Below are 24,437 nucleotides of genomic sequence, written 5' to 3' on the forward strand. Positions count from 1 at the left end.
CCGTTGGGCGTTCCCATCCTGAGCGGAGGGGCTAGCCTTTAGGGCGGCATATTGCGGGCAACCGCAGACAAGATGGCGGGCGCCGCGAGCGACGCTCGCAGGCAGAAGGAATCGAGGCGAGCAGCCGTCGTGAGCACTTCACCTTCACCATTCGGTCAGAACGAATGGTTGGTCGAGGAGATGTACCGCAAGTTCCGCGAGGACCCCTCGTCGGTGGATCCGAGTTGGCACGAGTTCCTCGTCGACTACTCCCCCGAACCAACCAACGACACAACGGTTTCCGCCCCGGCGCCCGCGCAGCGGGCGGGCACCAACGGCCAGTCGACCCCGCCAACGCCCAAGCCCGAGCCGGCCACCCCCGAGGCTGAGCCCGCCAAGGCCAAGGCCGAGCCCGTCGCCGCCACGGCCGAACCCGCCAAGCCGAAGGCGCCCGCCGGTGCCCTACAAGCCGAGGGCGACGAACTGGCGGTGCTGCGTGGCGCCGCCGCCGCCGTCGTCAAGAACATGAACGCGTCGCTTGACGTGCCGACGGCCACCAGCGTGCGGGCCATCCCGGCCAAGCTGATGATCGACAACCGCACGGTCATCAACAACCACCTCAAGCGCACGCGCGGCGGCAAGATCTCGTTCACCCACCTGCTGGGGTACGCGATCGTGCAGGCGGTCAAGACGTTCCCCGCCATGAACCGCCACTTCGCCGAGGTGGACGGCAAGCCGAACGTGGTGACACCAGCTCACACGAACCTGGGTCTGGCCATCGACCTGCAGGGCAAGGACGGCAAGCGTCAGCTCGTCGTGGCGGCCATCAAGCGTTGCGACACAATGCAGTTCGGCCAGTTCATCGCCGCCTACGAGGACGTCGTGCGCCGCGCCAGGGACGGCAAGCTCACCGCCGAGGACTTCGCCGGGGTCACGATCTCGCTGACAAACCCGGGCACCATCGGCACGGTGCACTCGGTGCCGCGGCTCATGAGCGGTCAGGGCACGATCGTCGGCGCGGGCGCCATGGAGTACCCCGCCGAGTTCCAGGGCGCCAGCGAGGAACGCATCAACGAGATGGGCGTCGGCAAGCTGATGACGCTGACGTCGACGTACGACCACCGCATCATCCAGGGCGCGGAGTCGGGCGACTTCCTGCGCACGATCCACCAGATGCTGCTGTCCGACGACTTCTTCGACGAGATCTTCCGCGAGCTGGGCATCCCGTACGAGCCCGTGCGCTGGCGCACCGACAACCCCGACTCGATCTTCGACAAGAACGCCCGCATCATCGAATTGATCGCGGCGTACCGCAACCGCGGACACCTGATGGCCGACATCGACCCGCTGCGGCTGGACAAGACCCGGTTCCGCAGCCACGTCGACCTCGACGTGAACACCCACGGGCTGACGTTGTGGGACCTCGACCGCGTGTTCAAGGTCGACGGGTTCGCGGGCGCGGAGTACAAGAAGCTGCGCGACGTGCTCTCGGTGCTGCGCGACGCCTACTGCCGCCACGTCGGCGTCGAGTACACCCACATCCTGGAACCCGACCAGCAGAAGTGGATTCAGGAGCGCGTCGAAGTCAAGCACGACAAGCCGACCGTCGCCGAGCAGAAGTACATCCTGAGCAAGCTCAACGCGGCCGAGGCCTTCGAGACCTTCCTGCAAACGAAATATGTTGGGCAAAAGCGATTCTCGCTCGAAGGTGCGGAGACCGTCATCCCGATGATGGACGCCGCGATTGACCAAGCCGCCCAGCATGGCCTCGACGAAGTCGTCATCGGCATGCCGCACCGCGGCAGGCTCAACGTGCTGGCCAACATCGTGGGTAAGCCGTACTCGCAGATCTTCAGCGAGTTCGAGGGCAATCTGAATCCGTCGCAGGCCCACGGTTCCGGCGACGTGAAGTACCACCTCGGCGCGACGGGCACGTATCTACAGATGTTCGGCGACAACGACATCGAGGTGTCGCTGGTGGCCAACCCGAGCCATCTGGAGGCCGTCGATCCGGTGCTCGAGGGCCTGGTCCGCGCCAAGCAGGATCTCCTCGACAAGGGCGATGGGCCCGAAGGCTTCTCGATCGTTCCGATGATGCTGCACGGGGACGCCGCGTTCGCCGGGCAGGGCGTCGTCGCGGAGACGCTGAACCTCGCGCTACTGCGCGGTTACCGGACCGGCGGCACGATTCACATCGTGGTCAACAACCAGATCGGCTTCACCACGTCGCCGCAGGACTCGCGGTCCAGCGAGTACTGCACCGACGTCGCGAAAATGGTTGGCGCGCCGATCTTCCACGTCAACGGGGACGATCCCGAGGCCTCCTCGTGGGTGGCCCGCCTCGCGATGGACTTCCGTCAGGAGTTCAAGAAGGACGTCATCATCGACATGCTGTGCTACCGCCGCCGCGGGCACAACGAGGGCGACGACCCGTCGATGACTCAGCCGTACATGTACGACGTCATCGACACCAAGCGTGGCGTCCGCAAGACCTACACCGAAGCCCTCATCGGCCGCGGCGACATCTCGATGAAGGAGGCCGAGGACGCGTTGCGCGACTACCAGGGCCAACTCGAGCGAGTGTTCAACGAGGTTCGCGACCTCGAGAAGCACGAGATCGAGCCCAGCGAGTCCGTCGAGTCCGACCAGCTGTTGCCCGCGAAACTCAGTACCGCCGTTGACAAGTCGCTGCTGGCCCGCATTGGTGATGCACACCTCGGGTTCCCCGAGGGCTTCACCGTGCATCCGCGCGTCATGCCGGTGTTGGACAAGCGGCGCGAGATGGCCTACGAGGGCAAGGCCGACTGGGCGTTCGGCGAACTGCTCGCGCTCGGCACGCTGGTCGCCGAGGGCAAGACGGTGCGGCTGACCGGTCAGGACACCCGGCGCGGCACCTTCACCCAACGGCACGCGGTGATCCTCGACCGCAAGACTGGCGCCGAGTTCACGCCGCTCGATTTGCTGACCATCAACACCGACGGCACCCCGTCGGGCGGCCGGTTCATGGTGTACGACTCGGCGCTGTCCGAGTATGCGGCGGTCGGCTTCGAATACGGCTACTCGGTGGGCGACCCCGACGCAATGGTGTTGTGGGAGGCGCAGTTCGGCGACTTCGTGAACGGCGCCCAAACGATCATCGACGAGTTCATCAGCTCCGGTGAGGCCAAGTGGGGCCAACTGTCCGACGTCGTGCTACTGCTCCCCCACGGCCACGAGGGTCAAGGCCCCGACCACACGTCGGGTCGCATCGAGCGTTTCCTACAGGTATGTGCCGAGGGCTCGATGACCGTCGCCATGCCCTCCACTCCGGCCAACTACTTCCATCTGCTGCGCAGGCACGCCATGGACGGCATCCACCGTCCGCTGATCGTGTTCACGCCGAAGTCGATGCTGCGCAACAAGGCCGCCGTCAGCGACATCCGCGACTTCACCGAGCAGAACTTCCGCTCGGTCATGGAGGAGCCTGCCTACACCGACGGGGACGGCGACCGGTCGAAGGTGACGCGGGTGCTGCTGACTAGCGGCAAGGTCTACTACGACCTGGCCGCGCGTAAGCAGAAGGACAACCGGGACGACGTCGCGATCGTGCGCATCGAGCAGCTCTACCCGCTGTCGAAGCGGCGGCTGCCCACCATCATCAACAGCTACGAGAACGCCAAGGAATTCTTCTGGGTTCAGGAGGAACCGGCCAATCAGGGCGCCTGGCCCACGTTCGGGCTGTCGATGCCGGAGCTGTTGCCGGACAAGTTGACCGGTATCAAGCGGATCTCGCGGCGCGCCATGTCGGCGCCGTCATCGGGCTCGTCGAAGGTCCACGCCGTCGAGCAGCAGGAGATCATCGACGAGGCGTTCGGCTAAGCGCTTCGGCGCTTAGATGCCGAACAGGTCCAGCGGAATCGGCATGTTTCCGTTGGCCAGCGACGAGACGGCCCCCGGGCAGAACAGCGTGATCGCGAGTCCGGTGAACATCGTGGCGGGGCCGAGCGGCTTGCCGATGGCGTCGGAGACGTCGGCGGCGACGTCCGCCAGTTGCTGTCCAGGTTCGGACAACATCGGGCAGACCTCCTGGCCGACCGAGGTAGCGGTCGCCGGATCGATGTCCGTCAGACCCGCCGACGTCAAGCTCGACAGGAACTCGTCGGTGACGGTATCCGCCTGCGCAGGGGCGGCCCCGAACGTGGCGGCCGCTACGGCGGCGGTGGAGACGGCAAGCAGCGCGGTGCGCGTTAGCTTCATGGTGTTCCCATCGCTGTCCAAGGACCAGTCGTTACCCGCCGATCGTGATACCGCCGGTACTGGCTAGACTCCACACGAGTCGAATAACGATACAAGGGAGTGTCCATGGAGGGCTTCGCCGGGAAGGTCTGCGTCGTCACCGGCGCCGGATCGGGCATCGGGCAGGCGCTGGCAGTCGAACTGGCCCGGTCGGGCGCGAAGGTCGCGATCAGCGACGTCGACACCGAGGGCCTCGCGGTCACCGAGGAGCGCCTGAAGGCCATCGACGCCCCCGTGAAGGCCGACCGGCTGAACGTGACCGAACGCGAGGCGTTCGAGCTCTACGCGGACGCCGTCAAGGCCCACTTCGGCAAGGTCAACCAGATCTACAACAATGCGGGCATCGCCTACGTCGGCGACGTCGAGGTCACCCCGTTCAAGGACATCGAGCGCGTCATGGACGTCGACTTCTGGGGCGTCGTCAACGGCACCAAGGCCTTCCTTCCACACCTCATCGAGTCCGGCGACGGGCACGTCGTCAACGTCTCCAGCGTCTTCGGGCTGTTCTCCGTGCCCGGTCAGGCCGCCTACAACGCGGCCAAGTTCGCCGTCCGCGGCTTCACCGAGGCCCTGCGCCAGGAGATGGACGTGGCCAAGCACCCCGTCAAGGTGACGACGGTGCACCCCGGCGGGATCAAGACCGCCATCATGCGCAACGCGACGGCCGCCGACGGCGTGGACACCGCGACGTTGACCGACTTCTTCGATAAGAAGCTCACCAGGACCACCCCAGAGGACGCCGCGAAGATCATCCTCGAGGCGGTCCACAAGAACAAGGCCCGCGTGCTCGTCGGTGCCGACGCCAAGGCACTCGACCTCATCGTGCGGGTCACCGGCTCGGGCTACCAGAAGCTGTTCTCCTTGGCGACGTCGAAGTTGATGCCGCCGGTGCACTGACGCAGGCTAGTGGCCCAACGGGTGCGCGTTCAGCCACTCGGCGGCCAAGGCACCGGGATCGGCGCCCTCGGCGACCTGACGCCGCATGTCGGCCAGCGTCCCGGTGTCCAGTTCACCGGCGATCTCGTTGAGCGCCAACACCTGTCGCTCGGCGAGCTCGTTGCGCCGGTACAGCGGCACCACGTTCTCGGCCCGGATCAGCGACGTGCGGTCGGTAAGTACGACGACGTCGTCCGGGACGTCCGGCGCTGCCGTCGACGTCCACGCGACGTCCACCTGGCCCGAACGCAACGCCGCGAACAGCGCTGCGGCGTTGGGGAACTCGCGAACGGCCGGCAACCGGCACGTGCCGATCACGGACGGCGGCTGCGCACCGGCCACCGCCCCCACCTTCAGCCCGGCGCAATGCTGGACCAGGGCCGACACCTGGCGTCCGCCCCACGCCGCCGCCGTGCGCTCTGACACCGCGGGTGCGGGCTTGTCGCCTGCGGACTGCGCGTAGTCCCCCGCGGCGACCCCCTCGGGCAACGCGGAGATCATGGTGCGGTAGACCTGTTCGTCACCGCGGGCAACGGCGCCCGGATCGAAGCGCTGCAAGAGCCGACCGGTGAAACCAGGGGCCACCTCGACATCGGCGTCGTCCAGATCGCCGACCGGATCCTTGCTCTGCTCGACGTGAGCCGCGCTGCCGTAGTAGCGCAGCGCCGCGGCGTACAGGTGGGCCAAGACCCCAGATTCGGGATCGGGACCGGCGCCGACGGCGATCGACTCCGCTGCCGATTGACCTCCACAGCCGGCGATCAGCAGCGCGATAAGCGCCACCGCCGACCGGCGCATGGGTGGCTCAGACCTCGGACGCTGCTGCCACCGCAGCCGCGACGGCCGGACCGACTCGCGGATCGAGCGCGCTGGGCACGATGTGGTCGACGGCAAGGTCGTCACCGACCACTGAGAAGATCGCCTCGGCGGCAGCCACCTTCATCTTCTCGGTGATGCGGCGGGCGCCTGCGTCCAGCGCCCCGCGGAATACGCCGGGGAAGGCGAGCACATTGTTGATCTGGTTCGGGAAGTCGCTGCGCCCGGTCGCCACGACGGCCGCGTACTTGCGCGCCACGTCGGGGTGGATCTCCGGGTCGGGGTTCGACATCGCGAACACGATGCCGCCTGGTGCCATCGTCGCGATCAACTCCTCGGGCACTAGCCCTGCCGAGACGCCCATGAAGACGTCGGCGCCGGCGAGCGCTTCGGCCATGCCACCGGTGAGCCCGCGCGGGTTGGTCCTGGTGGCCAGTTCGGCCTTGAACGGGTTCATGTCGCCGCGGCCGGTGTGCACGATGCCCTGGCTGTCGAGCACCGTGATGTCGCTGATGCCCTTGGCCAACAGGATGTTCGCGCAAGCGATGCCAGCGGCGCCCGCGCCGGAGATGACGATCTTCAACGTGTGCATGTCGCGCTCGAGCACCTTGGCGGCACCCAGCAGCGCGGCCAGTACGACGATGGCCGTGCCGTGCTGATCGTCGTGCATGACCGGGCAGTCCAGCGCCTCGATGACGCGGCGCTCGATCTCGAAACACCGTGGCGCCGAGATGTCTTCGAGATTGACCGCGCCGAACGTCGGGCGCAGCCGGATGATCGTCTCGACGATCTCGTCGGTGTCCTTCGTGTCGAGCACGATCGGAATGGAGTCCAGCCCGCCGAACGTCTTGAACAGCGCGCTCTTGCCCTCCATCACGGGCAGCGATGCCGCAGGCCCGATGTCGCCGAGGCCGAGTACGGCGCTGCCGTCGCTGATTACGGCAACCAACCGGTTGGCCCACGTGTACTTCGCGGCCAGCGTGTGGTCCGTCGCGATGGCCCGGCTCACCTGGGCCACGCCGGGGGTGTAGGCGATTGACAACGCCCTTTGGGTGTCCAGTGGGGACTTCAGCGCCACCGAGAGCTTGCCGCCTTCGTGAGCGGCGAAGATCTCGGCGTCATCGATGACGACCTGGGGTGTGCGTACGAGTTCAGCCACGGGCGTCAGAGTACGTCACACCAACTTCTCACCCGCGCGGGTTCCCCACTCGTGAGGAGTTCGACGACGAGAAGACTGCCAGCCTTTGGGCGTACCATTCGCCTATCCTTCGGGCCCCGCCGAAGGCTGTTCCGCATGTCGACGGGAGGTCCGAAGTGCCGTCGTTCCGCGCCTTACAACCATCGATGCTCCGGGCGCCTTCCCGCCGCAACGTGACGCCCAACGTCACCGCCATCCACGTGCCCGTCGCACGCGCGATGGTCGACTGCGGCGTCTACGCCGACGGAACCCGCCTGCCCGGCAAATACACCCACGCCGCCGCGCTGAACAAGGTCCGCGAACTCGAGCAGAACGGCGTCACCGCCTTCGTGTGGATCGGCTTGCACGAACCCGACGAACACCAGATGCAGGCGGTGGCCGACGTCTTCGGCTTGCACGAACTGGCCGTCGAGGATGCGGTGCACGCCCATCAGCGGCCCAAACTCGAGCGCTACGACAACACGCTCTTCCTGGTGCTGAAGACCATCACCTACGTGGAACACGAATCCGTCGCCCTGGCGCGCGAGATCGTCGAGACCGGCGAGATCATGATCTTCGTCGGACCGGACTTCGTCGTGACGGTGCGCCATGGCGATCATGGCGGGCTGGCCGGGGTGCGCAAGCGAATGGACAGCACCCCCGCCAACTGCGCGCTCGGCCCGTACGCGGTGATGCACGCGATCGCCGACCACGTCGTCGACTCGTACCTCGAGGTCACCGATCTCGTCGAGTTCGACATCGACTCCATGGAGGAGAACGTCTTCTCCCCGACCACCACCACCGACATCGAGCACATCTACATGCTCAAGCGGGAGGTCGTCGAGATGCGCAGGGCGGTCAGCCCGCTCACCCTGGCGCTGCAACGCATGGGCACCGACCACAACGACCTCATCTCCAAGGAGGTGCGGCGGTACATGCGCGACGTGCTCGACCACAACACGCAGGCTTCCGATCGGATCGCCAGCTACGACGAGGTGTTGAGCTCGCTGGTTCAGGCGGCCGTCGGCAAGGTGTCGATGCAGCAGAACATCGACATGCGCAAGATCTCCGCCTGGGTGGCGATCGCCGCCGTGCCCACGGCGTTGGCCGGCATCTACGGGATGAACTTCGACCACATGCCCGAGCTGCACCAGGTGTGGGGATACCCCGCAGTGCTTCTGGTGATGGCGACGGTGTGCACCGTGCTGTACATGACCTTCCGGCGCAACCACTGGCTGTAGCCGAACTCCTAGCGGGGCTGAGCCGCGGGGCGCCGAGGATCGAGTACGTCGACGCGATCGGTGCGCCAGGCCTCACGCATGGCTTCGGCCCCCTTGAGCCGCACCCATGCGGCCTCCGTCGGCGTGATCGGCGTCGCCGCGAGAAACGTCACCGGGTCATTGGGCGGCGATAGCGCGACGTCCTCGATGTCACTGGGCCCCAACAACATCGCGGTGAACGGCGAACCCTGCCACAACGGCGCCTCCATGTCGATCAGCGCGTCGGCCACCAGTACCAGCCCCTCGACGGACGGCGCAGCGGCGAGCACGGCGATCGACTGCGACAGCCCCGTCGGCGTCGGTCCGCGCAGCGACACCATCACCTCGGCTCGCGGACCCTGGTGCGGATCGGCCAGGAAGTCGGTCGGCTCGATCATGGGATGGCGCGAACAGCCAAGCGACACATGGTGATGGACGCCTTTCAAGCCGGGGCGCGCGTCCGGGCCGAAGCGCAAGACGTCGATGGGCTCGACTCCGACGAACGTCACGCTGGCCACGTCGGGCTCCGATGTGATGCCCGCCCCGGCGAAGTGCTCGAGCAGGTGCGCGCGAACCCTTGCCCGGACGTCGCTCACTCGATGGGCGGGATCGACAGGTTCACTCCCGAGTCCGCATCGAACAACGTCAGCTTGGTGGTGTCGAGCGCCAAGTCGATCTGTTGCCCGACGGTCGCGGTGGACTCAGCGGAAACCCTTGCCACGAACTCGTTCTCACCGACACCCGAGTCGGCGGCCAACTCGTCCAGCTGCGCCGATCGCGCGCCTTCGCCCTCGGAGCGGAAGTGCAGGTACTTGTCGGCGCCGAGCGACTCCACCACGTCGACGGTGACGCCGAAGGTCAACGCCCGGATCCGCGCATAGGTGTCGATGAGCGACGCATCCTCGAGATGTTCGGGACGGATGCCCACGATGAGGTTCTCGGGCCTGGGGTGCTTGGCCAGCGTCTCGAGAGCCTCTGGGGAGAGCAGGATCTCGTCGCCGAAGGGCAGCCGAACGCCCCCGTCGGTCAGCGACGCGGGGAAGAAGTTCATCGCCGGTGAACCGATGAAACCGGCGACGAACAGGTTGGCGGGCCGGTTGTAGAGCTCGTCGGGTGTGCCGATCTGCTGAGCCACGCCGGCCAACATCACCACGACGCGGTCACCGAGCGTCATGGCTTCGGTCTGGTCGTGCGTGACGTAGATCGTGGTGGCGCCCAACCGATTCTGCAGTCGGGCGATCTCCGATCGCATCTGCACGCGCAGCTTCGCGTCGAGGTTCGAGAGCGGCTCGTCCATGAGGAAGGCCTTCGGGTTGCGCACGATCGCGCGGCCCATCGCCACCCGCTGCCGCTGGCCACCGGACAGCTGCCCGGGCTTGCGCTCCAATAGCTCGGTCAGATCGAGGATTCGCGCCGTCTCTTCGACCTTGGCGGCGATGTCGGCCTTGGACAGCTTGGCCAAAGTCAACGGGAACGCGATGTTCTGGCGCACCGTCATGTGCGGATACAGCGCGTACGACTGGAACACCATCGCGATGTCACGGTCCTTGGGCGCCTTCTCGTTGACCCGGTCGCCGCCGATGCGCAGCTCGCCCTCGCTGATGTCCTCCAGGCCGGCGATCATGTTGAGCGTGGTCGACTTTCCGCACCCGGACGGACCGACCAGGATGATGAACTCGCCGTCTGCGATGGTGATCGACAGATCCCTAACGGCCGCAGCGCCATTGGCATAGCTCTTGCTCACGTGATCCAACACGATCTCGGCCATCGATTACCCCTTCACCGCGCCGGACGTCAAACCGGCCACGATACGTCGTTGGAAGATTAGTACGAAGATGATGATCGGCACCGTGATCACCATGGCCCCCGCGGCAATGGACCCCGTCGGCTCCTCGAATTGCGAACTGCCCGTGAAGTTCGCGATCGCCACGGGTGCGGTGATGGCGCGCTGAGTCGCCGTCAGCGACAACGCCAACAACAGGTCGTTCCACGCGAAGATGAACACCAGGATCGCCGCAGTCACGATGCCCGGCGTAGCCAATGGAGCGATGACCTTGCGGAACGCCTGAGCCGGGGTGGCGCCGTCCATCTTGGCGGCCTTCTCCAAATCCCAAGGGATCTCCCGGAAGAACGCCGACATGGTGTAGATGGCCAGCGGAAGCGCGAAGGTGATGTAGGGGATGATCAGCCCGGGCCACGTGTCGAACAGCCCGATCCGGCGCTCGATGTTGAAGATCGGCGTCACCAACGAGATCTGCGGGAACATCGCGATCAGCAGGGCAACTCCGACGAGGGCCTTCTTCCCCGGGAAGGCAAGGCGCGCAATCGCATACGCGGCCATCCCGCCGATGATCACGGCGATCACCGTCGTGATCAGGCCGATGCCGATCGAGTTGATCAACGCCGAGCTGAAGATGTCGCCCTGGAAGATCGCCTTGTAGTTGTCGAACGTCACCTCGGTCGGAATCAGCTTGCCGTCCTTGACCGTCGACGTCGGCTTCAGCGACAACGACAGAATCCACAGCACCGGGAACAAGGCGTAGAGCACCACCAGCACGTTGATGACGATCCAACCGGTGGCGCGGCCTCCGCTCACTCGCTCGGCCATCTAGCGGCCTCCTTCATCCGAGCCGGGAGCGGACGCGCCGAAGATCTTGATGTAGATGAACGCGATCACCGCGACGGACAGGAACACCAGCACGCTGATGGCCGAGCCGAGCCCGAGATTGAAGGCCTTGAACAGGTTGTCGTACCCCAGGATCGACACCGAGCCGGTGTCGTTGGTGCCGCCGGTGAGCACGTAGATGTTGTCGAAGATGCGGAACGCGTCGAGCGTGCGGAACAGCAACGCCACCAGGATGGCCGGCTTGATCAGCGGGACGATCACCTTGGTCAACCGCTTCCACGGACCCGCGCCGTCGACCTGCGCCGCGTTCAGCAGGTCCTGCGGCACCAGCGCGAGCCCGGCCAGCAGCAGCAGCGCCATGAACGGCGTCGTCTTCCACACCTCGGCGAGCACCACGACGGCCAGTGACGGCAGCTGCTCGGTCAGCGGGGCAGTGCCTTCGGGCAACAGGTTGGCGAGATATCCGGTGCCGGGCGTCCACGCGTAGTACCAGCTGTAGGACGCGGCGACCGTCACGATGCCGTACGGGACCAGGATCGCGGTGCGCACCACGCCCTTGCCGAAGATCGTCCGGTGCATCACCAACGCCAGCGCCATGCCGAGCGCGAACTCGATGGCGACCGACACCACCGTGATGGCCAAGGTGACGACGAACGCCGTCCACCACAACTTGTCGGTGAGGATCGTCTGGTAGTTGCCGAGCCCGATGAACTCGACGTCGTCGGGAGCAGCGAGGTTGTACCGCTGCAGGCTGAGCCAGACCGCGTAGACGATGGGATAGGCCGTCACCGCCAGCATGAGCACGACGGCGGGACTGACGAGCCAGAAGGCCAGTCGCCGGTCCGACCGTTTGTCGTCCGAGGCGCCAGCCGTGGGGGCCGGTGTGGCGGGGGCCGTCACGGAATGAGCCCCTTTCCGTCGATGGCCTTCTGAACCTGGACCGCGAGCTCGTCGGCGGTCTTCTCCGGATCGATGTCGCTGATCGGGGCCAGCGTCGCCGAGATGCGGGTGGACACCGATTGGTAGACGGGGGTGGCCGGGCGGACCGCGGCGTTGGTCAACTGCTCGCGGATGATCTCGTATTGCGGGTACTTCTTCTGGAACTCGGGATCGTCGTACAACGAGGCTCGCACTGCGGGTAGCCCACCTTCGATGGACGTGTAGCGCTGGTTCTCGACGCTGCGCATGCAACGGATCGCCTCGAAGGCCTCCGCCTTGTGCTGGCTGTTCTTGCCGACCGCGAGGTTCAGGCCGCCGATCGTGACCCTGGCCTCTTGTCCCGCCTGCACGCCGGGGTAGTTGGCGAAGCCGAACACCTTCTTGCTCGCCTCGTATGCCGTTTCGAACTGTTCGTCGCTTGGCGAGAACGTTCCGACGTCGTTGATGGAGCCCTCGAGGGCCGCGTTCTCGTTGAGCGGCAGGTAGGCGACTCCGCCCTTGACGGCGTTCTCCAACATCGACGGGAGCACGAACGGCCAGTTCACCTCGAGCGCGGCGTTGCCCTGCTCGAGCGCCAGCCGCGCGGTGCCCTCATCGGTCTGGGTGACCGACGGGTCGGCGCCCGGAGCCGTGGCAACCGAGTGGATGATCTGCAGCGCCTTGATGGTGGCCGCGCGATGCTCGGGGGTGTCGGTGAGCGTCACCGTCTTTCCGTCGTCGGAGAGCACCTGGCCTCCGGCGCTGACCAGCAACGTGTTGAACCACACGACCAGACCTTCGTACTGCTTGGCCTGGACGGCGATCCAACTCGGCTCGCCCGCGGCGTGCAGCCGATTCGCCTCGGCCACCATGCCATCCCAGGTGGCCGGCGGCTTGTCCATCAAATCGGCGCGATACCAAAGTAATTGGGTGTTGGTGGTGATCGGGGCGGCATATAGCTGGTCCTGCCACTCCGCGGTCGCGAGCGGGCCGGGCAGCGTGTTCGAGCGTGCATCGGCCTCGGCTTCACCAGCCGGATCGTCGGAAAGCGGCAAAGCCCAACCAGCTTCGGCGAACTCGGCGGTCCACACCACGTCGAGCGCCATCACGTCGAGGGTCTTGTCGTTTCCAGTGAGTCGGCGGGCCAGCTGCAGACGCTGGTCGTCGGCGGCCTTCGGCAAGCTGATCTGCTTGATGGTGAAGCGGCCGCCGAGTTCGTCGTTGCAGCGCTTCGCCACGGCGGTGAACGTCGCCATCTCGCTGGCCGGCGTGTAGTAGTTGATGACGATTCCGCCGCCGCCAGAACTACATGCCGACACCAGCGACGCCGTCGTCAGCGCAGCCAACGCCGCAGCCCACAGCTGTCGAGCGCGCACCGCAGCCTCCCGTCCGGGCGGGAAACCTCCCGCGCGCAAACCGTAGAGCGCGATACGCGTGATGTGCAACACCTTCGACCGCGCGTCGGGATTTTAGATTGCAATCGTGACCTGCGGCGTATCGTTCAGCGAACTCCGGCGGCGCGCGTGGGCATGATCAGATCGTCAAGCGCGCCAGCAGATCCCGACCCGTCTCGGCACTCTGCGGATCGCACAGCACGTCATAGCGGCCGGCGACGAGTTGCATCGTCGAACTGAAATCTCTTGTGCCGCGTGCCATCGCGTACTGAACGGCTGAGGTGATGAGGCCGAAGAACACACCGGCGATCAGACCGGCCACCAGCGGTCCCCACGGATTGGGGTTGAGGAAGCCCAGCACCAGCCCGATGAACAGGCCCAGCCAGGCGCCCGTCGCCGCGCCGCCTGCGAGCACCTTCGGCCACGTCAGCCGCCCGGTGACACGCTCCACCTGCATGAGGTCGACGCCGACGATCGTCACCTGTTGAACCGGGAATTGTTGATCCGAGAGGTAGTCCACCGCGCGCTGCGCCTCGGCGTACGTCGGATACGACCCGATCGGCCAACCCTTCGGCGGGGTCGGCAATCCAGCGGCACCGCCGCGGCGGGGGGTCTGGCCTGGCTGTAGCGGGTTCGTCATGGTCCTGTCCTTAGCATTTCCGTCGGCATGTCCGCGCCTTGGAGTACGGCGAGCGCTTCGACACACCGCATTGTCCAACGCGCGAGGCCCGACGATGGTGCCGAGCGGGCAATGTCGGCAAGCTCGTGCAGGCTCCAGGTATGTTGACCGCCATGTCGCACCCGCCCGGCGCCGCTGGGGACCCAGGGCAGGAACCGAATCCGGGCGTCGATCCGATCTCGGGGGCCGTCGAATATCCGCCGATCGAGTACACCCCGACTCCCCCGCCCGGGTACTCACTGCCGCCGATGCCACCCCCGTTGCCGCCTCCGTTGCCGCCCAGCTACCTCCCACCGGTCGGCGCGTACCCACCGCCGGGTGCGTACCCACCACCGGGCCCGTTTCCGCCGCCCGGCGCCTACCCACCGCCCGCTGCCTACCCACCGCCTGGCGGGTATGGCCCAGCGCCGGGCTACCCCGCGTACGGCGCGCCGTACGGCGGCCAGGCTGGGACGAACGGCATGGCCATCGCGTCGCTGGTGTGCTCGCTGTTGGCCCTTCCGGCCTACGCCATCTGCATCGGCTTCGCGCTGTCGATCCTCGGCATCGTGCTGGGCGTCGTCGCGCTCAACCAGGTCAACCAGACCCACCAGAAGGGCAAGGAGTTGTCCATCGCCGGCATCGTGGTCGGCGCCGTCGGCCTACTCGGCGTCGGTGTTTTCACCGCGTTCTACTTCTGAGCATGCAACGGCGCCACACCTCCGCGACCGCTACCTTGGAGCCATGACCGCAGGTGACGTCGCGTCGCAGGCGTCGGACAGCGACGGGGCCACGCTCGCGAAGCCCCGCACCAACACCCTTGCCATCGTCGCGCTCGTCGCGTCGGCGGTGTCGCTGTTCGGCATCGGCTCGCTCATCGGCGTCGCCCTCGGCGTCGTCGCGCTCAACCAGATCAGCCTCAGCGGGGAGCGCGGCCGCGGGCTGGCGTACGCGTCGATTTTCGTCGGTGCCGTCACCCTGCTGATCAGCATGATCCTCGTCGTGATGGGACTGACAACGTGGTGAACGAGGAACGCGACGAGGCGTCCCACGGTCGCGAGTTCGCGCCGCTGGAGAGCACTCCGCCGTTCGACCCGTACGCACCGGTGGACTACCCCGCCGACGCACCGCCACCGCCCGGCTATCCGCCCCCGAACCCGTACCCACCACCCGGTGGTTATCCGCCACCCGGTGCTTATCCGCCACCCGGCTACGCCCCTTATCCGATGCCCTACCCGCCGCCTCCCGGCGGCTACTCGCCCTACACCCCGTACGACCCCTACGCGACGGGACGACCGACCGGCACCAACGGAAAGGCCATCGGGGCGCTCGTCACGTCCCTGGTCAGCGTCTCGCTCTGCGGATGCTTCATCCCGTCCCTGGTCGGAGTGGTCCTCGGCTTCATCGCGATGGCGGAGACCAAGCGCACCGGCCAGGATGGCCACGGCCTCGCGCTCGCCGCGGTGATCGTCGGAATCGTCACCCTGATCGGCGGAGTGATCGTCATCGGCTTGGCGTTCCTCGACCCCAGCCTCTACGACAGCAACTACTCCAGCTACTAGCTCGGCGGCTCGAACCGCCCAGGGCTGCGAGCCATCCCGGCCGCCCGCCCCTTGCCCGCGATCACCAGCGCCATCTTGCGGCTGGCTTCGTCGATCATCTCGTCACCGAGCATCACCGCGCCCCGGGCGCCACCGGCTCGCGAGGTGTGCCATTCGTACGCCTCGAGAATCAATTCCGCGTGGTCGTAGTCGGCCTGACGGGGACTGAAGAGTTCGTTGCCCGCCGCGATCTGATCCGGATGCAGCACCCACTTGCCGTCGTACCCCAACGCCGCGGAGCGACCCGCGACCCGACGGAACGCCTCGACGTCACGGACCTTGAGGAACGGCCCGTCGATCGCGGCGATACCGCGCGTACGGGCGGCGATGAGGATCTTCATAAGCACGTGGTGGTATGCGTCGCCGACGTCGTAGCCCTCGGGCTGCTCCCCGACGACGAGCGTGCGCATGTTGAGGCTCGCCATCAGATCGGCGGGCCCGAGCACCAGTGCAGCCACCCGGGGCCCGGCCGCAATGGCATCGACATTGGTCAAGCCCTGCGCGGTTTCGATCTGCGCCTCGATGGCGATCCCGCCGGGCGGCAGCCCATGCGTGACCTCCAGCTGGGTCAGCAGCAGATCCAACGCCTGCACGTGCGAGACGTCGACAACCTTCGGCAGCACGATGAGGTCGAGGTGCGCGCCAGCGGCGGCGACCACCTCGATGACGTCGGCGTGCGTCCACGGCGTCGTCCAGTCGTTGACCCGCACCCCGCGCAGCTGGCCCGCCCACCCCGGCTCCGCCAATGCCGCGGCGACGCGGGTGCGGGCCTCGGCCTTGGCATCCGCAGCGACGGCGTCCTCGAGATCCAGGAAGACCTGATCCGCCGGAAGGGCTTTGGCCTTCTCAATCATCTTGGCGCTGCTGCCGGGAACCGACAAGCAAGTTCGACGGGGGCGATAGCGGTTGTCCACGGCTTCAGTCTCTACTCTTTGAGACATGGTGGCGGTCAACAGGGTCTACACGGCCCGCTTGTCGGGGATGCTGGTACTCGGCCCCGACGGTGAGTCGATCGGCCGCGTCCGTGACGTGGTGATCAGCATCAGCTACGGCCGCCAGCAGCCCCGCGTCCTCGGCATCGTCGTCGAATTGCTCAACCGCAGAAGGATTTTCGTCCCGATCCTGCGCGTCACCGCGATCGAACCGAGCGCCGTCACGTTGACCACCGCCAACGTGTCGCTGCGCCGCTTCGCCCAACGCCCCGGCGAGGTCCTGGTCTTCGGCCAGGTGCTCGACACCCGCGTGCGGGTCGACGATCCCGAACTCGAACAGCTCAAGGGCGTCGACGTCGTCGTCGTCGACCTGGCCATCGAACAGGTCCGCACCCGCGACTGGATGGTGACGCGCGTCGCCGTGCGCAGCCATCGCAGGCTAGGCAGACGCACCGCCGTGAACGTGGTCAGCTGGCAGAACGTCTCGGGGCTGACGCCCGCGGCGCTGTCGCTGCCCGGCCAGGGCGTCGCACACCTGCTCGAGCAGTTCGAGGGCCAGCGCCCCATCGTCGTCGCCGACGCCATCCGCGAGCTGCCCGCCAAGCGGCGCTACGAGGTCGCCAACGCCCTCGACGACGAGCGACTCGCCGACGTCCTTCAGGAACTGCCCGAGAGCGATCAGGCCGAGCTGCTCGACCAGATGGACACCGAACGCGCCGCCGACGTCCTCGAGGCGATGGATCCCGACGACGCCGCGGACCTGCTCGGCGAGCTGGGCGCCACCCAGGCGGAGGCGCTGCTGGCCCGAATGGACCCCGAAGACTCGGAGCCGGTGCGCCGGCTGCTCAAGCACTCCCCGGACACGGCGGGCGGCCTGATGACGTCGGACCCCGTCGTGCTGGGCCCGGGCACCACTGTCGCGGAGGCCCTGGCCAGGGTGCGCGATCCGGACCTCACCCCCGCGCTCGCATCGCTCGCCTTCGTCGTCCGCCCTCCGACGTCGACGCCCACCGGACGGTACGTGGGGTGCGTGCACCTGCAGCGCCTCCTCCGGGAACCGCCCGCGGCCCTGGTCGGCGGCGTCGTCGACAGCGATCTGCCCACCCTCGGCCCCGACAGCTCGCTGGCCGCCGTGACGCGCTACTTCGCCGCCTACAACCTGGTGTGCGGACCCGTGGTCGACGCGGAAAACCACCTGCTTGGCGCCGTCAGCGTCGACGACGTGCTCGACCACCTGCTTCCGCACGACTGGCGCGTCCGCGAGGAGCCCGAACTTCCCACGGCCGGCGTTGATTCCGACGTCACCGCTCCCGCGCCGGGGGGTACGTCGTGAGTGACCTGTCGGCCCGTCAGCGCCTCGACACCCCGCGCACGTCACGTAGGCGGTTCACGCCCCGGGTCGATATCGAGGCCGTCGGCGCATTCAGCGAATCCATCGCACGGTTTCTTGGCACCGGCCGCTACCTGGCCATCCAGACGATCCTCGTCATCATCTGGATCTTGCTGAACCTGTTTGCGCTGAAGCTGCAGTGGGATCCGTACCCGTTCATCCTGCTGAACCTGGCGTTCTCCACGCAGGCGGCGTACGCCGCGCCGCTGATCCTGCTCGCCCAGAACCGGCAGGAGAACCGCGACCGGGTGTCGCTCGAAGAGGACCGGCGCCGCGCCGAACAGACCAAGGCCGACACCGAGTACCTTGCGCGCGAGCTCGCCGCCGTCCGATTGGCCGTCGGCGAGGTTGCCACCAGGGACTATCTGCGTCGTGAACTCGAGGAAGTGATCGAGTTGCTCAACGAGTTGAAGTCCAAACGCGACGATGCGACCAGCTAGACCCAATGTGACAACGGAAGAATCACGACTAGGTATGGTGACGTGGTTCACGAGTTTGCCGGAATCGGCGTCCGGTAATCGCAGAGCTAGGACGGTTGAGTGCAGATAAGGGCAGCCGCTGCGTTCGCGGCCATGCGGCGCGGCATCGCCCGCCCGGCACGCGCCCAGTGGTTCAGCGCCGCGCTCATCGCTCCGCTCATCCTCGTCCTCGCGGTCGGGGCGTCCGCGCCACAGCACATCAACGCCCGCAGCGACAACGGGATCACCCCGTTGGCCGCCGTCGCGGACAGCGGCGATCACTCGGGCCCGGAGGTCATCGCTGCGAAGCGACCGCTGCGGCTGTTTCGCATCGTGGCGGGCAGCATGTCGGCTCCCCCGCCCCCGATCGTCGTTAATTCGATTGGCAGCCTTCGCATCCCGGCGATGGCACTCAGCGCGTACCGCAATGCCGAACGGATGATGGCGGCGGCCTACCCGGCCTGCGGCATCAGTTGGAACCTGCTGGCGGGCATCGGGCGCATCGAGTCGTTGCACGCCAACGGCGGCGCCACCGACTCGCGGGGCACCCCGATCAACCCCATCTACGGACCTACGCTCGACGGCACGCTGCCCGGCAACGAGGTCATCGTCCAGAGCGTCCAGGCGGGTCGCGCCACCTACGCGCGCGCACTGGGCCCGATGCAGTTCCTCCCCGGCACGTGGGCGCGCTACGCCTCCGACGGTGACGGAGACGGCAAGGCGGACGTGCAGAACCTGTACGACTCGACGCTCGCCGCCGCGCGCTACCTCTGCAGTGGCAACCTCAACTTGCGCGACGCGTCACAGGTGATGGCCGCGATCCTGCGCTACAACAACTCGACCGCGTACGCGCGGAACGTGCTTGGCTGGGCCGCGGCCTACGCGACCGGCGTCGCACCCGTGGACCTGCCGCCGATCACGGGGCCTGCCCCGCTCGGCGACGCGCATCTCGACGCCAACCCCGAGGGCCTCGGACCGGGGCTCCCGCTCAGCGCCGTTGGCCTGCCCGCGGACGATCCGCTGGCGTTGATGCCGCTGCTCGGCCCTGGCCGACCCGACCTCGCCGGCCAGGTCGGCGTGCCGGGACTGACGCCGGGGCAACTGCGGGGACCACTGCCCGGTCCCGCCGAACCGGTGCAGAACTGTGCGGTGTTCTGCATCCAAGGGACCGTCCCCACGCCCACCCCCGAGGCCCCGCCACCAGGGCTGCCCGGCCTGCCGTTCCTGTTCCCGCCGCCGGCTCCGCCGTTGGCCCCCGCACCGCCGCCGCCCCCCGAACCGGGTCCGCCCGGCCCGCTGCCCGGCGAACCGGCGCTGCTCCCGCCCGGCTGACCCGTCACCTCCGACCCAGCCGAACCCGGGGCCGCCCAACCGCGGCCTAGACTCGAAGTCGATGTCAACAACTCCCGCTGACCTGGAAGCCGCCGTCCGCGGCGCGCTGACCAAGGTCATAGACCCAGAGCTGCGCAAGCCGATCACCGAGGTCGGCATGGTCAAGAGCGTCACCGCCCAGGCCGACGGCGCCGTGCACGTGGAGATCTACCTGACCACGTCGGCGTGCCCCAAGAAATCCGAGATCACCGAACGCGTACGGCAGGCCGCGCTCGACGTGCCCGGCACCGGCGCAGTGACCGTCGGCCTCGACGTGATGAACGACGAACAACGCACGGAACTGCGCAAGCTGCTGCGCGGCGACTCGCGGGAGCCCGTCATCCCGTTCGCTCAGCCCGGATCGCTCACCCGCGTGTACGCGGTGGCGTCGGGCAAGGGCGGCGTCGGGAAGTCCAGCGTCACCGTCAACGTCGCTGCCGCGCTGGCCGCCCGCGGGCTGTCGGTCGGAGTGCTCGACGCCGACATCTACGGCCACTCGGTGCCCCGGATGATGGGTACCACCGACCGCCCGACCCAGGTCGAGTCGATGATCCTGCCGCCCGTCGCGCACGACGTGAAGGTCATCTCGATCGCGATGTTCACCCAGGGCAACACGCCCGTGGTGTGGCGCGGGCCGATGCTGCACCGCGCACTGCAGCAGTTCCTCGCCGACGTGTACTGGGGTGACCTCGACGTACTGCTGCTCGACCTGCCACCGGGCACCGGCGACATCGCAATTTCGGTGTCGCAGTTGATCCCTGGCGCCGAGATCCTGGTCGTGACCACCCCGCAACTGGCCGCCGCCGAGGTCGCCGAACGCGCGGGCGCCATCGCACTTCAGACCCGGCAGCGCATCGTCGGCGTCGTCGAGAACATGGCCGGACTACAACTGCCCGACGGCACCACCATGGCGCTGTTCGGCGAGGGCGGTGGACGCCAGGTCGCCGAGCGGCTCAGCCAGGCCGTCGGCGCGGACGTGCCGCTGCTCGGTCAGGTTCCCATCGACCCGGCGCTGGTGACGGCGGGCGACTCGGGGGTGCCGCTGGTGCTCAGCGCACCCGACTCCGCGGCGGGCAAGGAACTGCGCAAGATCGCCGACGCGCTGGCCGTGCGCAAGCGCGGGCTGGTCGGGATGTCGCTGAACCTGGACCCGGTCGCTCGCTAGCCGCCCTCGGTCAGGTCGCGTCGCTATCGAACGGGGTGGCCTTCGACGGATCGGGCGCGGGCTGCTCGACGGGCGGCGTCGGGGGCACGGGCGTCGGCCCATTCGGGGACACGGGCTTGTCGAAGTTGCCGGTGAGGATCGAGTCGTCACCGTCGAGCAGGTGCTTGGTCAGGGCCGCCCGCGGCGACATGCCACGTAGCTTCTGGAGCTCGGACAGTGGCGCGCGCAGATCCTCGAACTCGGGACCGAGATCCTGACGCAGCTGGCTCGTCGCGCCGGTCAGGTACTCGCGCGCCTGGCGCACCGCGCCCGCGGTCCAGCGGATGGCGCCCGGTAGGCGTTCGGGACCCAGGATGACCAGGCCGGCGACCACCAGCACCAGCATCTCGCCCCAGCCCACGTTCGCGAACATGGCGCTACGAGGACTTGTCCGGGTCGGGCTTGATCGTCAGCGTGACCGGGCGACCGTCGCGCATCACCTCGATCGTCGCGTCCTGCCCGACCTTGAGTTGGCGCACCGCAACGACGAACCCGTCGGAATCGGCGACGGGGCGGTCGCCGACCTTGACCACGACGTCGTTCTGCATGAGCCCGGCCCGGTCGGCGGGACCCCCCTGGGTCACCTTGGTGATCTTGGCACCGGATGTCGCGGAGTTGCTTACGGACGTAGCCTCGACACCGAGCACCGGATGCGAAACCTGGCCGTCCTTGATCAGGGATTCGGCGACCGACTTGACCTCGTTGATGGGAATGGCGAAGCCAAGCCCACTCGCGCTGTCCGACAACGACTTTCCCGCCGTGTTGATGCCGATGACCTCTGAGTTCATGTTGATTAGCGGGCCACCGGAGTTGCCGTGGTTGATCGACGCATCGGTCTGCACGGCGTCGATGACGGTTTCGGTGTCGGAGCCCTCACCGGAGATCGGCACCGGGCGGTGCAGCGCGCTGACGATGCCGCGCGTGACGGTGTTGCGCAGCTGCAGAGGTGCGCCCGCCGCAACCACCTCTTCTCCGACCCGCAGCTTGTCGGAGTCACCGAGTTTCGCGACACTCAGGTTGGCCACGTTGTCGACCTTCAGCACCGCGACGTCGGTCTTGCGGTCGCGGCCGACCAGGTTGGCAGGCACTTCCTTGCCGTCGTTGAACACCACCGAGATCTTGAACTGGCTCGGGTTGTTCGCGGCATCAGAGATGACGTGATTGTTGGTGACGATGTAGCCATCGCCGTCGATGACGACGCCGGAGCCGACACCCTTCTGGTCGGCGGAGGTGGCGTAGACCGTCACCACCGAATTCGCCACGGCGGCGGCCACCTTGCTGAATCTGTCCGTCGGCTCGTCGGCCGATCCGTCGGTCGCCACCGTCGCCTTCGAGGTGGTGAATGCCGCCATGACCTGAGCGGAGTATCGACTGACCAGCACGCCGCCCAGACACGTGACCCCCGCGACCAGCAGCACGACACCAAGCGCGATCCACGACACCTTGCGACCGAACAGCACGTCGCGCACGCCAAGCTTGCCTGCGGGCGCGGCCACGGCGTCGACGGACGGCGTCTTGGGCACTGCGGGCGCGCCGAGCGACGGGGCGGCCGACGGGTCGCGCCAGGGGTCGACGACCTCGTCGGGGAGGTGACGCACCTTCTCGGCGGCCATCCCGCCGGCGTCGGCGGGGTGACGCTGCAGTGCGTCTACTGCACCGTTGCGCCCGAACGCCTCGGCGAGTACGGGGTCGGAGGACCGTTGGGTCGGCGTGAACTCACGCTGGTCGGCCGACTGGTCCGAACCGAGGAACGAACCCGTGAATCCCTTCGGCCGGCCGAAGGCGCGGGTGGCAGCGGGGTCGACGGGCGGGCGCGAGACCGGGCGAGGCGGCAGACGAGGGCCGGACTGGTCCTGATTGGTCACCCGAATTCACTCTCTCCATCGAAGCGTCTGTGGGCCGACGCGGCTGGTTTCTTCACTTTACCGACGCGTGCGACGCGAAGCCTGCTACGGACTCGTGTCCGGGGCAGGGTTGACCACGAGCACCATCCGGCGGCCGTCGCGCACCACCTCGACCGGCGCATCCTGACCGATCTTCAGCTGCCGCACGGCGACGACCATCTCGTCGCCGTCGGCGATCGTGCGGTCGCCAACCTTGACCACGATGTCGTTCTCCAGGATCCCCGCCCGTTCCGCGGGCCCGCCGACCTTGACGTTGGCGACTTGCGCACCCGTCGCCACCGCGTTGCTGACCGATCGGGCGGTCAGGCCGAGCGTCGGATGCTCGATCTTGCCGTCCTTGATCAGCGCGTCGACAACGGACTTGACCTCGTTGACCGGAATGGCGAAGCCGAGCCCACTCGAACTGTCCGACAACGACTTTCCCGCGGTGTTGATACCGATGACCTCGGAGTTCATGTTGATGAGCGGGCCACCGGAGTTGCCGTGGTTGATCGGTGCGTCCGTCTGCACGCCGTCGATGACGGTGTCGGTGTCGGACCCGTCGCCCGACACCGGAACGGGCCTGTGCAGCGCGCTGACGATGCCGTGGGTGACGGTGCTGCGTAGCCCCAATGGCGCGCCCGCGGCAACCACCTCTTCCCCGACCTTCAGCGCGTCGGAGTCACCCAGTTTCGCGACACTCAGGTTGGCCACGTTGTCGACCTTCAGCACCGCGACGTCGGTCTTCGGATCCCGGCCGACGAGCGTGACCGGCACTTCCTTGCCGTCGTTGAACACGACCGTCAGCTTGAACTTGTCCGGGTTGTTGGCGGCGTCGGAGACCACGTGGTTGTTGGTGACGATGTAGCCGCGCCCATCGACGACGACACCGGACCCCTGCTCGCTGACCTGTTTGCTCTTCGCCTCGATGGTGACCACCGAATCGGCCACGGCGGCAGCCACCGCTGCGAACCTGCTGGTTGGCTCTTGCGAGGAGTTGTCCGCGGCCTCGAGCACTCCCTTGGGGCTGGTGAGCGCGGCCTTGACGTCGGTGGTGGACCGGCCAACGATTCCACCGGCCAGGCCCAGCACGAAGGCGATCAGCGCCAAGAGTCCGAGTGCGGTCCACGACACCCCGCGGCCGAACAGCAAGCCGCGCACGCCGACCTTGCCGGTGGGTGCCGCCGTCGCGACGGGTGCGGTCTTGGGCACCGCGGGCGTCCCCCACGACGGGGTGGCCGACGCGTCACGCCACGGGTCGGCCTCCGAATCCGAAGGGCCGCCATCCCGGTCGGTCTCCGATGCGCCAGCATCGCCAGGGGGACGTTGCAACGTCTCGCCGGGAGCGTGGCGACCGTACGCCTCGGCCACCTCGGGAGCCGGCTCGTGGCTCGTGGGCGTGAACTCTCCGCGGCCAAGCTGCTCATCGGTGGCGATGGTCGAGCCCGTGAAGCCCTGCGGTCTGCCGAATACCCGCGTGGCCTCGGGGTCGACGGGCGGCCGCGAGACCGGGCGGGGCGCCAAGCGGGGGGCGCTCCCTGACTGGTCCTGATTGGTCAC

23 protein-coding genes are annotated in these 24,437 nt (G+C 67.5%); 10 read left to right on the top strand and 13 right to left on the bottom strand.

Translation table 11 applies throughout. From position 1 onward, the window contains the following. Nucleotides 1-180 precede the first annotated feature (180 nt). A complete protein-coding gene (locus SLQ33_RS28040) occupies nucleotides 181-3,837 on the top strand; it encodes a multifunctional oxoglutarate decarboxylase/oxoglutarate dehydrogenase thiamine pyrophosphate-binding subunit/dihydrolipoyllysine-residue succinyltransferase subunit (RefSeq protein ID WP_413467726.1) in 3,657 nt (1,218 codons plus the stop codon). Nucleotides 3,838-3,849: 12 nt separating this feature from the next. Here the strand turns inward: SLQ33_RS28040 and SLQ33_RS28045 are convergent, their stop codons facing one another. After that, complete coding sequence (locus tag SLQ33_RS28045; RefSeq protein WP_319457184.1) at nucleotides 3,850-4,215, bottom strand: DUF732 domain-containing protein; 366 nt, start codon at nucleotides 4,213-4,215, stop codon at nucleotides 3,850-3,852. Nucleotides 4,216-4,320: 105 nt separating this feature from the next. Between SLQ33_RS28045 and SLQ33_RS28050 the strand changes: the two genes are divergently transcribed. Then, complete coding sequence (locus tag SLQ33_RS28050; RefSeq protein WP_319457185.1) at nucleotides 4,321-5,151, top strand: SDR family NAD(P)-dependent oxidoreductase; 831 nt, start codon at nucleotides 4,321-4,323, stop codon at nucleotides 5,149-5,151. A gap of 6 nt (nucleotides 5,152-5,157) precedes the next feature. Here SLQ33_RS28050 and SLQ33_RS28055 read toward each other — a convergent pair whose 3' ends face one another. Continuing rightward, on the bottom strand, nucleotides 5,158-5,988 hold the full coding sequence (locus tag SLQ33_RS28055) for a glycine betaine ABC transporter substrate-binding protein (RefSeq protein ID WP_319457186.1): 831 nt from the start codon (nucleotides 5,986-5,988) through the stop codon (nucleotides 5,158-5,160). 7 nt (nucleotides 5,989-5,995) lie between these two features. Continuing rightward, on the bottom strand, nucleotides 5,996-7,165 hold the full coding sequence (locus tag SLQ33_RS28060) for an NADP-dependent malic enzyme (RefSeq protein WP_319457187.1): 1,170 nt from the start codon (nucleotides 7,163-7,165) through the stop codon (nucleotides 5,996-5,998). Between the two features lie 185 nt (nucleotides 7,166-7,350). Between SLQ33_RS28060 and corA the strand changes: the two genes are divergently transcribed. After that, a complete protein-coding gene (gene corA / locus SLQ33_RS28065) occupies nucleotides 7,351-8,424 on the top strand; it encodes a magnesium/cobalt transporter CorA (protein ID WP_413467722.1) in 1,074 nt (357 codons plus the stop codon). Between the two features lie 8 nt (nucleotides 8,425-8,432). Here corA and SLQ33_RS28070 read toward each other — a convergent pair whose 3' ends face one another. From SLQ33_RS28070 to SLQ33_RS28095, 6 genes are all read right to left on the bottom strand, one after another. Continuing rightward, nucleotides 8,433-9,038, bottom strand: coding sequence for a suppressor of fused domain protein (locus SLQ33_RS28070; RefSeq protein ID WP_319457189.1), 606 nt, complete (start codon nucleotides 9,036-9,038; stop codon nucleotides 8,433-8,435). Then, nucleotides 9,035-10,210 (bottom strand): sn-glycerol-3-phosphate ABC transporter ATP-binding protein UgpC, encoded by a 1,176-nt coding sequence (locus SLQ33_RS28075; RefSeq protein WP_319457190.1) that lies wholly within the window; start codon nucleotides 10,208-10,210, stop codon nucleotides 9,035-9,037. Before SLQ33_RS28075 ends, SLQ33_RS28070 begins: the two co-directional genes overlap by 4 nt. A gap of 3 nt (nucleotides 10,211-10,213) precedes the next feature. Next, on the bottom strand, nucleotides 10,214-11,038 hold the full coding sequence (locus SLQ33_RS28080; protein WP_319457308.1) for a carbohydrate ABC transporter permease: 825 nt from the start codon (nucleotides 11,036-11,038) through the stop codon (nucleotides 10,214-10,216). Between the two features lie 12 nt (nucleotides 11,039-11,050). After that, on the bottom strand, nucleotides 11,051-11,968 hold the full coding sequence (locus SLQ33_RS28085; RefSeq protein WP_319457191.1) for a sugar ABC transporter permease: 918 nt from the start codon (nucleotides 11,966-11,968) through the stop codon (nucleotides 11,051-11,053). Further along, on the bottom strand, nucleotides 11,965-13,362 hold the full coding sequence (locus SLQ33_RS28090) for an ABC transporter substrate-binding protein (protein ID WP_319457192.1): 1,398 nt from the start codon (nucleotides 13,360-13,362) through the stop codon (nucleotides 11,965-11,967). Before SLQ33_RS28090 ends, SLQ33_RS28085 begins: the two co-directional genes overlap by 4 nt. Before the next feature lie 157 nt (nucleotides 13,363-13,519). Further along, entirely contained in the window at nucleotides 13,520-14,020 is a 501-nt protein-coding gene (locus tag SLQ33_RS28095) for a general stress protein (RefSeq protein ID WP_319457193.1), read from the bottom strand. 152 nt (nucleotides 14,021-14,172) lie between these two features. On the opposite strand from SLQ33_RS28095, the gene SLQ33_RS28100 reads away from it, so the two are divergent. Genes SLQ33_RS28100 through SLQ33_RS28110 form a run of 3 tightly spaced genes read left to right on the top strand, consistent with a single transcriptional unit; the run spans nucleotide 14,173 to nucleotide 15,600 of the window. Next, nucleotides 14,173-14,739 carry a DUF4190 domain-containing protein gene (locus SLQ33_RS28100; protein ID WP_319457194.1) on the top strand — a complete coding sequence of 189 codons (567 nt, stop codon included), beginning with the start codon at nucleotides 14,173-14,175 and terminating at the stop codon, nucleotides 14,737-14,739. A gap of 43 nt (nucleotides 14,740-14,782) precedes the next feature. Then, on the top strand, nucleotides 14,783-15,064 hold the full coding sequence (locus tag SLQ33_RS28105) for a DUF4190 domain-containing protein (RefSeq protein ID WP_319457195.1): 282 nt from the start codon (nucleotides 14,783-14,785) through the stop codon (nucleotides 15,062-15,064). Further along, nucleotides 15,058-15,600 carry a DUF4190 domain-containing protein gene (locus tag SLQ33_RS28110; RefSeq protein WP_319457196.1) on the top strand — a complete coding sequence of 181 codons (543 nt, stop codon included), beginning with the start codon at nucleotides 15,058-15,060 and terminating at the stop codon, nucleotides 15,598-15,600. Before SLQ33_RS28105 ends, SLQ33_RS28110 begins: the two co-directional genes overlap by 7 nt. Here SLQ33_RS28110 and SLQ33_RS28115 read toward each other — a convergent pair. Further along, on the bottom strand, nucleotides 15,597-16,553 hold the full coding sequence (locus SLQ33_RS28115; RefSeq protein WP_319457197.1) for a CoA ester lyase: 957 nt from the start codon (nucleotides 16,551-16,553) through the stop codon (nucleotides 15,597-15,599). The two genes, SLQ33_RS28110 and SLQ33_RS28115, sit on opposite strands and share 4 nt — an antisense overlap. 25 nt (nucleotides 16,554-16,578) lie before the next feature. Between SLQ33_RS28115 and SLQ33_RS28120 the strand changes: the two genes are divergently transcribed. The 4 genes from SLQ33_RS28120 (at nucleotide 16,579) to SLQ33_RS28135 (ending at nucleotide 20,955) form a co-directional block, all read left to right on the top strand. Then, entirely contained in the window at nucleotides 16,579-17,904 is a 1,326-nt protein-coding gene (locus tag SLQ33_RS28120) for a magnesium transporter MgtE N-terminal domain-containing protein (protein WP_319457198.1), read from the top strand. Beyond that, the gene (locus SLQ33_RS28125; RefSeq protein ID WP_319457199.1) at nucleotides 17,901-18,401 is read left to right on the top strand and encodes a DUF1003 domain-containing protein; all 501 of its coding nucleotides are present in this window, start codon (nucleotides 17,901-17,903) and stop codon (nucleotides 18,399-18,401) included. The genes SLQ33_RS28120 and SLQ33_RS28125 overlap by 4 nt, the downstream gene beginning before the upstream one ends. A 132-nt stretch (nucleotides 18,402-18,533) precedes the next feature. Then, nucleotides 18,534-19,751 carry a lytic transglycosylase domain-containing protein gene (locus SLQ33_RS28130; RefSeq protein ID WP_319457309.1) on the top strand — a complete coding sequence of 406 codons (1,218 nt, stop codon included), beginning with the start codon at nucleotides 18,534-18,536 and terminating at the stop codon, nucleotides 19,749-19,751. A 61-nt stretch (nucleotides 19,752-19,812) separates the two neighbouring features. After that, nucleotides 19,813-20,955, top strand: a complete 1,143-nt coding sequence (locus tag SLQ33_RS28135) for an Mrp/NBP35 family ATP-binding protein (protein WP_319457200.1) — start codon at nucleotides 19,813-19,815, stop codon at nucleotides 20,953-20,955. Nucleotides 20,956-20,965: 10 nt separating this feature from the next. Here the strand turns inward: SLQ33_RS28135 and tatB are convergent, their stop codons facing one another. The 3 genes from tatB to SLQ33_RS28150 all read right to left on the bottom strand — a co-directional run bounded on the left by tatB (nucleotide 20,966) and on the right by SLQ33_RS28150 (nucleotide 24,437). Next, nucleotides 20,966-21,367, bottom strand: a complete 402-nt coding sequence (gene tatB, locus SLQ33_RS28140) for a Sec-independent protein translocase protein TatB (protein WP_319457201.1) — start codon at nucleotides 21,365-21,367, stop codon at nucleotides 20,966-20,968. A gap of 4 nt (nucleotides 21,368-21,371) precedes the next feature. Next, nucleotides 21,372-22,859 (bottom strand): S1C family serine protease, encoded by a 1,488-nt coding sequence (locus SLQ33_RS28145; protein WP_319457202.1) that lies wholly within the window; start codon nucleotides 22,857-22,859, stop codon nucleotides 21,372-21,374. Nucleotides 22,860-22,943: 84 nt separating this feature from the next. Further along, nucleotides 22,944-24,437, bottom strand: a complete 1,494-nt coding sequence (locus SLQ33_RS28150) for a S1C family serine protease (protein ID WP_319457203.1) — start codon at nucleotides 24,435-24,437, stop codon at nucleotides 22,944-22,946.

The sequence above is a fragment of the Mycobacterium sp. RTGN6 genome, from assembly GCF_033804605.1.
GTDB lineage: Bacteria > Actinomycetota > Actinomycetes > Mycobacteriales > Mycobacteriaceae > Mycobacterium.

What these genes read in the sequence shown, in the direction of transcription:
- SLQ33_RS28040 (WP_413467726.1), top strand. Translation starts at nt 181, where the DNA reads ATGTACCGCAAGTTCCGCGAGGACCCCTCGTCGGTGGATCCGAGTTGG.
- SLQ33_RS28045 (WP_319457184.1), bottom strand. Translation starts at nt 4,215, where the DNA reads ATGAAGCTAACGCGCACCGCGCTGCTTGCCGTCTCCACCGCCGCCGTA.
- SLQ33_RS28050 (WP_319457185.1), top strand. Translation starts at nt 4,321, where the DNA reads ATGGAGGGCTTCGCCGGGAAGGTCTGCGTCGTCACCGGCGCCGGATCG.
- SLQ33_RS28055 (WP_319457186.1), bottom strand. Translation starts at nt 5,988, where the DNA reads ATGCGCCGGTCGGCGGTGGCGCTTATCGCGCTGCTGATCGCCGGCTGT.
- corA (WP_413467722.1), top strand. Translation starts at nt 7,351, where the DNA reads ATGCTCCGGGCGCCTTCCCGCCGCAACGTGACGCCCAACGTCACCGCC.
- SLQ33_RS28075 (WP_319457190.1), bottom strand. Translation starts at nt 10,210, where the DNA reads ATGGCCGAGATCGTGTTGGATCACGTGAGCAAGAGCTATGCCAATGGC.
- SLQ33_RS28095 (WP_319457193.1), bottom strand. Translation starts at nt 14,020, where the DNA reads ATGACGAACCCGCTACAGCCAGGCCAGACCCCCCGCCGCGGCGGTGCC.
- SLQ33_RS28100 (WP_319457194.1), top strand. Translation starts at nt 14,173, where the DNA reads ATGTCGCACCCGCCCGGCGCCGCTGGGGACCCAGGGCAGGAACCGAAT.
- SLQ33_RS28105 (WP_319457195.1), top strand. Translation starts at nt 14,783, where the DNA reads ATGACCGCAGGTGACGTCGCGTCGCAGGCGTCGGACAGCGACGGGGCC.
- SLQ33_RS28120 (WP_319457198.1), top strand. Translation starts at nt 16,579, where the DNA reads ATGGTGGCGGTCAACAGGGTCTACACGGCCCGCTTGTCGGGGATGCTG.
- SLQ33_RS28130 (WP_319457309.1), top strand. Translation starts at nt 18,534, where the DNA reads ATGCGGCGCGGCATCGCCCGCCCGGCACGCGCCCAGTGGTTCAGCGCC.
- SLQ33_RS28135 (WP_319457200.1), top strand. Translation starts at nt 19,813, where the DNA reads ATGTCAACAACTCCCGCTGACCTGGAAGCCGCCGTCCGCGGCGCGCTG.
- tatB (WP_319457201.1), bottom strand. Translation starts at nt 21,367, where the DNA reads ATGTTCGCGAACGTGGGCTGGGGCGAGATGCTGGTGCTGGTGGTCGCC.